At 31.3% G+C, this 5853-nt stretch carries 7 protein-coding genes; all 7 read right to left on the reverse strand.

Going from position 1 to position 5853, the window contains the following annotated elements:
- Window positions 1–252: 252 nt before the first annotated feature.
- Complete coding sequence (locus ACFQ13_RS06250) at window positions 253–714, reverse strand: WapI family immunity protein (RefSeq protein ID WP_386115312.1); 462 nt, start codon at window positions 712–714, stop codon at window positions 253–255.
- Window positions 715–886: 172 nt separating this feature from the next.
- The gene (locus ACFQ13_RS06255) at window positions 887–2410 is read right to left on the reverse strand and encodes an RNA-directed DNA polymerase (RefSeq protein ID WP_386115314.1); all 1524 of its coding nucleotides are present in this window, start codon (window positions 2408–2410) and stop codon (window positions 887–889) included.
- A gap of 162 nt (window positions 2411–2572) precedes the next feature.
- Window positions 2573–3097 (reverse strand): hypothetical protein, encoded by a 525-nt coding sequence (locus ACFQ13_RS06260; RefSeq protein WP_386115316.1) that lies wholly within the window; start codon window positions 3095–3097, stop codon window positions 2573–2575.
- Window positions 3098–3250: 153 nt separating this feature from the next.
- Window positions 3251–3652 carry a hypothetical protein gene (locus ACFQ13_RS06265; RefSeq protein ID WP_386115318.1) on the reverse strand — a complete coding sequence of 134 codons (402 nt, stop codon included), beginning with the start codon at window positions 3650–3652 and terminating at the stop codon, window positions 3251–3253.
- Window positions 3653–3699: 47 nt separating this feature from the next.
- Window positions 3700–3951, reverse strand: coding sequence for a barstar family protein (locus tag ACFQ13_RS06270; protein WP_386115321.1), 252 nt, complete (start codon window positions 3949–3951; stop codon window positions 3700–3702).
- A 157-nt stretch (window positions 3952–4108) separates the two neighbouring features.
- Window positions 4109–4684, reverse strand: a complete 576-nt coding sequence (locus tag ACFQ13_RS06275) for a hypothetical protein (protein WP_386115322.1) — start codon at window positions 4682–4684, stop codon at window positions 4109–4111.
- Between the two features lie 153 nt (window positions 4685–4837).
- Window positions 4838–5386, reverse strand: a complete 549-nt coding sequence (locus tag ACFQ13_RS06280) for a hypothetical protein (RefSeq protein WP_386115324.1) — start codon at window positions 5384–5386, stop codon at window positions 4838–4840.
- Window positions 5387–5853: the final 467 nt, after the last annotated feature.

The raw sequence follows: 5853 nt of genomic DNA on the forward strand, positions 1-5853 counted from the left end.
TCATAAGAAATACGGACTTTTAGGTTGCCTAGATAAGGGTTGATGTGTCTGCTTGGCGCTAACGTGTTTGTGTATGGTTAGTTGCGTGGTTGGGCAACTAAGTTAGCAAACTTTTACGAACCCGTGAAAATTCCGCAGGAATTTTCGCAAGTAGGGAAGAACTTAGCAATTAATTATACACGGTGTTGTGCGCTGGCTTTTATTCTTTTTTTAAAATAGAATCAGCTAAATATTTAAAAACATTAAGGTTGATTATTTTCTATTTGTGAATGCACGTTCAGGAAATAATTCCGCTTCTTTTTTTAATTCAGACGCTATTAGTTTTAACTCTGTATTATTATATTCACAATCTACATAAAATTCTTTTTCATCTTTAGCATTCGGATGGGGAGATTCCAAGTCAAATTTTATTCGAATTCGCTTTTTGCCGGCGATTATTTTAGTCAGTTCAAATACCAAATTTGGTTCCATAAACACGAGTGAATCAGAGTCCGCTTCAATGTCATTCGAGAGTTTCTCAAACCATTCGATAATGTCTTTTAAATCTCTAACTAAAAGTGATGGGTCAACCGTTTCCCAATTTCCAAAATCGCTTTTTACTTTTAAATAAATCAACAGCCAATTTGAATCATATTCACAATTCGTTATTTCAGGAAACTGATAATTTGTTATCTTGAACTCAACAGTTTGATTGTTTACTCCTTTAAATATCATTCAATTACGATGGTTTGTCTTGCTTGCGCACAACGTGTTTGTATAAGATTAGTTGCGTGTTTTAAGCACTAAAGTTAGCAAATAAATCACAGATAGAAAGTCCGAGAGGACTTTCGTAAGTAAGCTTTAACCAAGCAATTAATTTTATACGGTGTTATGCCTTCGCCTTTTTTTAATTGAATTCTGGTTTTATAAAAGTCAAGCCATTTTTTTTCATTGTTCTATAATTGTCGGTTAATTCAGTCCACGGTAATGTTTCATAAATGTAGAGCCAATATCTGTCGAAATCGTCTCTTTTTAGATTTTTAGAAAGGTCTTTGTATTCTTTTAAGTATGCTTTTTTATTATGCTTTTTGTCATATTGATATGCAATCATTAAAAATACACAGTCCATTGAACTTATTGAATCCTGTTTGATTGTAGTTATTTCAAGTTCAAAGTCATATTTAATTGCCCAATATATTGCATAAGAACAAGCTTCGTAAATCTTTTTCTTAAGTCCATATGTGTATATGTCTTGAGCAATATTCTTTATAATATTCTTGTCTATTTTGTGCGGTTCAAATACTTTTTTCTCAAGTAAATTAGTTAAATATGGATAAAGTAAAACTAAATGGTGAATTTGCTTTAGGTAATAATCTTTTGCGTTAGAACCTAAATGCTTATCGGAAATTATTTTGATAGCATAATTTAGTATCGAAGCGTCTGAGTCTTCATCTAACATCAGCTCAATTGCAAAGTTGATAAAACCTTTTAATTCTTTGACTCTAATAGCTTGTTTGTTGTTAACAACATAGCTGTTTGTGAAATTGAAATGGTTCAATTTTGTAACCCAATTTTTTACACTTGCTAAAGGCAATGCAATAATTTTGGACTTCTTACTATTTAAAACCAATTCATAGTTTTTTAATTCTTCTGATAAGCACATAAAGAATCTATCAGCTTCTTCGTACGAGTCTACATAGCAAGTATAGTCGTCAATATTTCTTATGTACTTAAAACCTTGTTGAGTTAGCTCGTTATCGACCGAAACAAGGATTATTTCTGATATTAAGTTTGAAGAATGTGGTCCAATTAGTACTCCGTTAGTTTCTCCGTGTTTTAGGTTCCTTGTATTAAAATCTAACTGATTAAACCACTCATTTTTGTCAGCTGGCTTTGATTTTGACTTTGCATAAGGCTTTCCTACTAATGCCCAAGAAATTGAGTGACTATAAATGCTAGGAAAACAACTTGAAATGTCCGCTAATGCTACGTATTTACTTTTAATAACTATGTCTTGCTCAGGGTCGCCATCTTTAGAAAAATTTTTGTAATTCATTTCAAAAAGTTCAAACTTATTTTCAAGTTTTCTCAAATGAATTCTACTGATTTTAAAAGAATCGTTTATAGTTTTATTTCTGAAGTGATTCTTTAATTTTGTCCAATTGTCTGATAAAGACTTTACTTGATTTGAATAAGCAAATGGTTCAGGAATCGCCATTGGTCTTGGGATATTTATATTCCGCATACTAGAATATCTTATAAAATCTTTTGGCTTATTATTTACTGGAAAAGTCAGTGTTTTTGAAAAAGCTAAAAAATCAACACTAGTCAAAAAGTTGGGTATTTTTTCTGCAAAAAGTCCATAACCAACCAAGCCATCATATAGTTCAGTTTCCGAAATATCATTTTTGTAGTCAATATATTTTTTCATTCAATTTTTGTTCGAGTAAGTTTTTCAGGTGAGGTATAACGTGTTTGTGTATGGTTAGTTGCGTGGTTTAGCGACTAAGTTAGCAAACTTTAACGAACCCGTGAAAATTCCGCAGGAATTTTCGCAAGTAGGGAAGAACACAGCAATTAATTATACACGGTGTTAGCTGTAGTATTTTATTTCTTTTTCCTTTAAATTTCCTTTGTAAATTGTCACATCATATTCAAATTCGAAAGAGTTAATAAAATTTCCATTTTCAGGTGAGAACATTAACGTGTAAATAATATTCAGTTTGTCAAAAAGTAAATCGAAGTTCCGAATTAACAATTCCGATTTAATTTCCAGCCAGTTAGTTCTGTCGATAAGGAGCTCATTCTTAATTAAAAGTCTATCAGATTTCTGTTCCAAAATCCAGTTTTTGATTTCATTCTTAACATACAATTCCTCCTCAATTGTTTTAAACCTTAATTCCGTATAGATTGGTTTTTCAGGTTTGTCAATCAGAGTCGGTTGAGCAATATTTTCTATATCTATGTCTAAAGAAACGATTTTTCCTAATTCAGATTCCAAACTATTTAATTCGGTCAAAAATTGATTTAGTGCATTCTCTTTTTTCTCGATATTAATTCGATTTTTATATTCAGCTCTTTTTAACTTTAAATACTCTATTCTGGTCGTTTTGCTCATATTACAGCTAACGTGTTTGTGTATGGTTAGTTGCGTGGTTAGGCAACTAAGTTAACAAACATTTACGAACCCGTGAAAATTCCGCAGGAATTTTCGCAAGTAGGCTAGAACCTAGCAATTAATTATACACGGTGTTGTGTGTAGTTTTTTTTATTACGTTTCATATTCCGTTTTATAAAATTCCAAGTACTTACTTGTAAAAAGGTCAATCTCTTTTCTTTCTTTTATTTTAAATCCTATGTATGTTATTAAAAAAGGAATTACAAAAAAGAAAACAGGAATAAGCCAATTTCCCTTAACCATTGAAATTATAGAAATCAAAATTCCGACTCCAATAGCGACTTTAGATGCAATGTTCATTGGATATTTATAGGCAAACTTCAATTCGAATTTATTTTCTTTATTCAAAATCCCAATCAATCTATAGTTATTGGTAAAACGAGTTGGTGTTAACTCAAACCTTTCAGGACTAATACTTCCATCGTAAAATCCATTTAGAATGAGTTTGTTCAAAATCTTAAAAGCTTTCTCGTTTTTTGTAATAGTTTGTTTCATCAGAATCAGGAATCGGTCGCAATTATTAAATTTGGTTGTTCTCCAATTTATGTTTTTCTATAATTTACAAATGCACCACATTCCAAAATCGCATTGAATAAGTCAGGTGCATTTTCTTTTAAGAATTTACCATTCTCAATTTGCAATATAGTTGGCTTTTCAGTCAAATCGTCAACACAATCAATCCAAGCATCTATATTTTCGCCATAATAATCTGGAAAATTTAATGTAGCTTTAAATTCCGAGTGAAATGAATTCCAATCAGTCAATTTTTTACCATCAATTTTGAATGTTATCATTTCGTTTCTCAAATTACACACAACGGTTCTGTATATGATACGTTGCGTGTGTAAGCAACTAATTTAGCAAATAAAAACCGAATAGAATATTCCGCAGGAATATTCGTAAGTAGGCTAGAACTAGCAATGGATTATATACTTTGTTGTAAACAGTTTTTTATTCGTTCATTTTTGAAATTCCGATTTCCTTGAATCCGTCTTTCGTTGGCTTTAATATACTGTCCTTTCGATTAATCAAATATTCAGTCGTGAAAATTTTATGCGTTAATTCGCTTAAATCTGTTCGTTTGAGAGTAAGTCGATTGTCAACTATCACATAATTCCCTTGATAAGTACAACTATAATCAGCACGATGATAGGAAGCTCCGAAAGAACCATTTTTAAAAAGTACTAATGTTCCGCTATTTGGCGTTCCTTCCATTTCCACAAAACTGACTAACGATTCTTCAGTCCAGAATTTTTTATCAGTCATATCCACTAAAAAATACCACATTACTCCAAAAAACAGTGTAATTATTAAAGGAATAAAATCAAATTTTTCTTTCTTTTTTTTAATTCTAATTAGATTCCGAATTGCTAAAATAAATACTATTAAAATTAAAAGTCCGATTATAAAAAGAGAACTCAAAAAATTACCAAGACCTGAACAATAATCACCAACTGGAAGAAATTGGAAAATCAAATAGATTCCAATTATGCTTATAATTCCGTATTTGATTGTGCGTTTTTTCAAATTGTTTACAACGTGTTTGTGTATGGTTAGTTGCGTGGTTAAGCAACTAAATTAGCAAACTTTTACGAACCCGTGAATATTCCGCAGGAATATTCGCAAGTAGGCTAGAAGCTAGCAATTAATTATACACGGTGTTGTAAAACGTTTTTTTATTCAACTTTCTAAAAATCTTAAATCCAAATAGTTGTTGTTCGGATTTTCAGAGTCAACATATAATTCAGTTTTCTCTTTAATCGTAAAATGCATTTTTAATTTAGTAGAATCCATATCAATGTTTAATTTATATTTAATTGATTCATTTTTATATGGAACGTCTATTAGAATTACATTATGATCAACATCGACATATTCATTTCGTGTATTATATCCGCTTCCAACTTCTATTTCTTGTTTGTAGCTATTACTTTGAATTTCTAATTTGTCTAAATCAATAATTACTTTGTCTCCAGTTCTAATCAAGTCATTTATCCGCTCAACATTTTCGTCCGAAGATTTTTTTAGCATAAGTTTTGTTTTAATCATATAGATAACAAAGGGTAAAATAAGTATGATACCTGTTCCAACAAAATACCAATTAGTATCACTTGTCGGATTATATCTTCCTCTTCCTCCAATTCCAGCATAAATTATTATAAATCCGAGAAAAGTTAATCCTGCAAAAATAAAACTGCCAAAGTCAAATAGTATTTTTTTTACATTCATATAGTTTGGTCCAATGTTTTACAACGGGCGGTGTATGATTAGTTGCGCGATTAAGGATCTAATTTAGCAAAAATTGACCGAACGCGGGGAAATTCCGCAGGAATTTCCACATGAGCAAGACCCAAGCAATTAAATATACACAATGTTAGCGACCGGCATTATTTAATTTTCGCGTGTTTTGAGCGTAGGTATGAAATCACGATGGACAGAAACAAATAATAGAGTAGGTGCTAACGGTTAATTAGTCCTGCGTTGTTGTTCCGTAATACTCCTCATTTTGGTTATTCGTTCGAGTGTTTAGTCCAGCATAAGAGATACAGACTTTTAGAATGCCTAAATGTAAATAGATGTGTCTGCTTGGCGCTAACGTGTTTGTGTATGGTTAGTTGCGTGGTTAGGCAACTAAGTTAGCAAACATTTACGAACCCGTGAAAATTCCGCAGGAATTTTCGCAAGTAATGAAGAAC

It is taken from the genome of Winogradskyella rapida, from assembly GCF_042675845.1.
Taxonomy (GTDB): Bacteria; Bacteroidota; Bacteroidia; order Flavobacteriales; family Flavobacteriaceae; genus Winogradskyella; species Winogradskyella rapida.

What these genes read in the sequence shown, in the direction of transcription:
- ACFQ13_RS06250 (WP_386115312.1), bottom strand. Translation starts at nt 714, where the DNA reads ATGATATTTAAAGGAGTAAACAATCAAACTGTTGAGTTCAAGATAACA.
- ACFQ13_RS06255 (WP_386115314.1), bottom strand. Translation starts at nt 2,410, where the DNA reads ATGAAAAAATATATTGACTACAAAAATGATATTTCGGAAACTGAACTA.
- ACFQ13_RS06260 (WP_386115316.1), bottom strand. Translation starts at nt 3,097, where the DNA reads ATGAGCAAAACGACCAGAATAGAGTATTTAAAGTTAAAAAGAGCTGAA.
- ACFQ13_RS06265 (WP_386115318.1), bottom strand. Translation starts at nt 3,652, where the DNA reads ATGAAACAAACTATTACAAAAAACGAGAAAGCTTTTAAGATTTTGAAC.
- ACFQ13_RS06270 (WP_386115321.1), bottom strand. Translation starts at nt 3,951, where the DNA reads ATGATAACATTCAAAATTGATGGTAAAAAATTGACTGATTGGAATTCA.
- ACFQ13_RS06280 (WP_386115324.1), bottom strand. Translation starts at nt 5,386, where the DNA reads ATGAATGTAAAAAAAATACTATTTGACTTTGGCAGTTTTATTTTTGCA.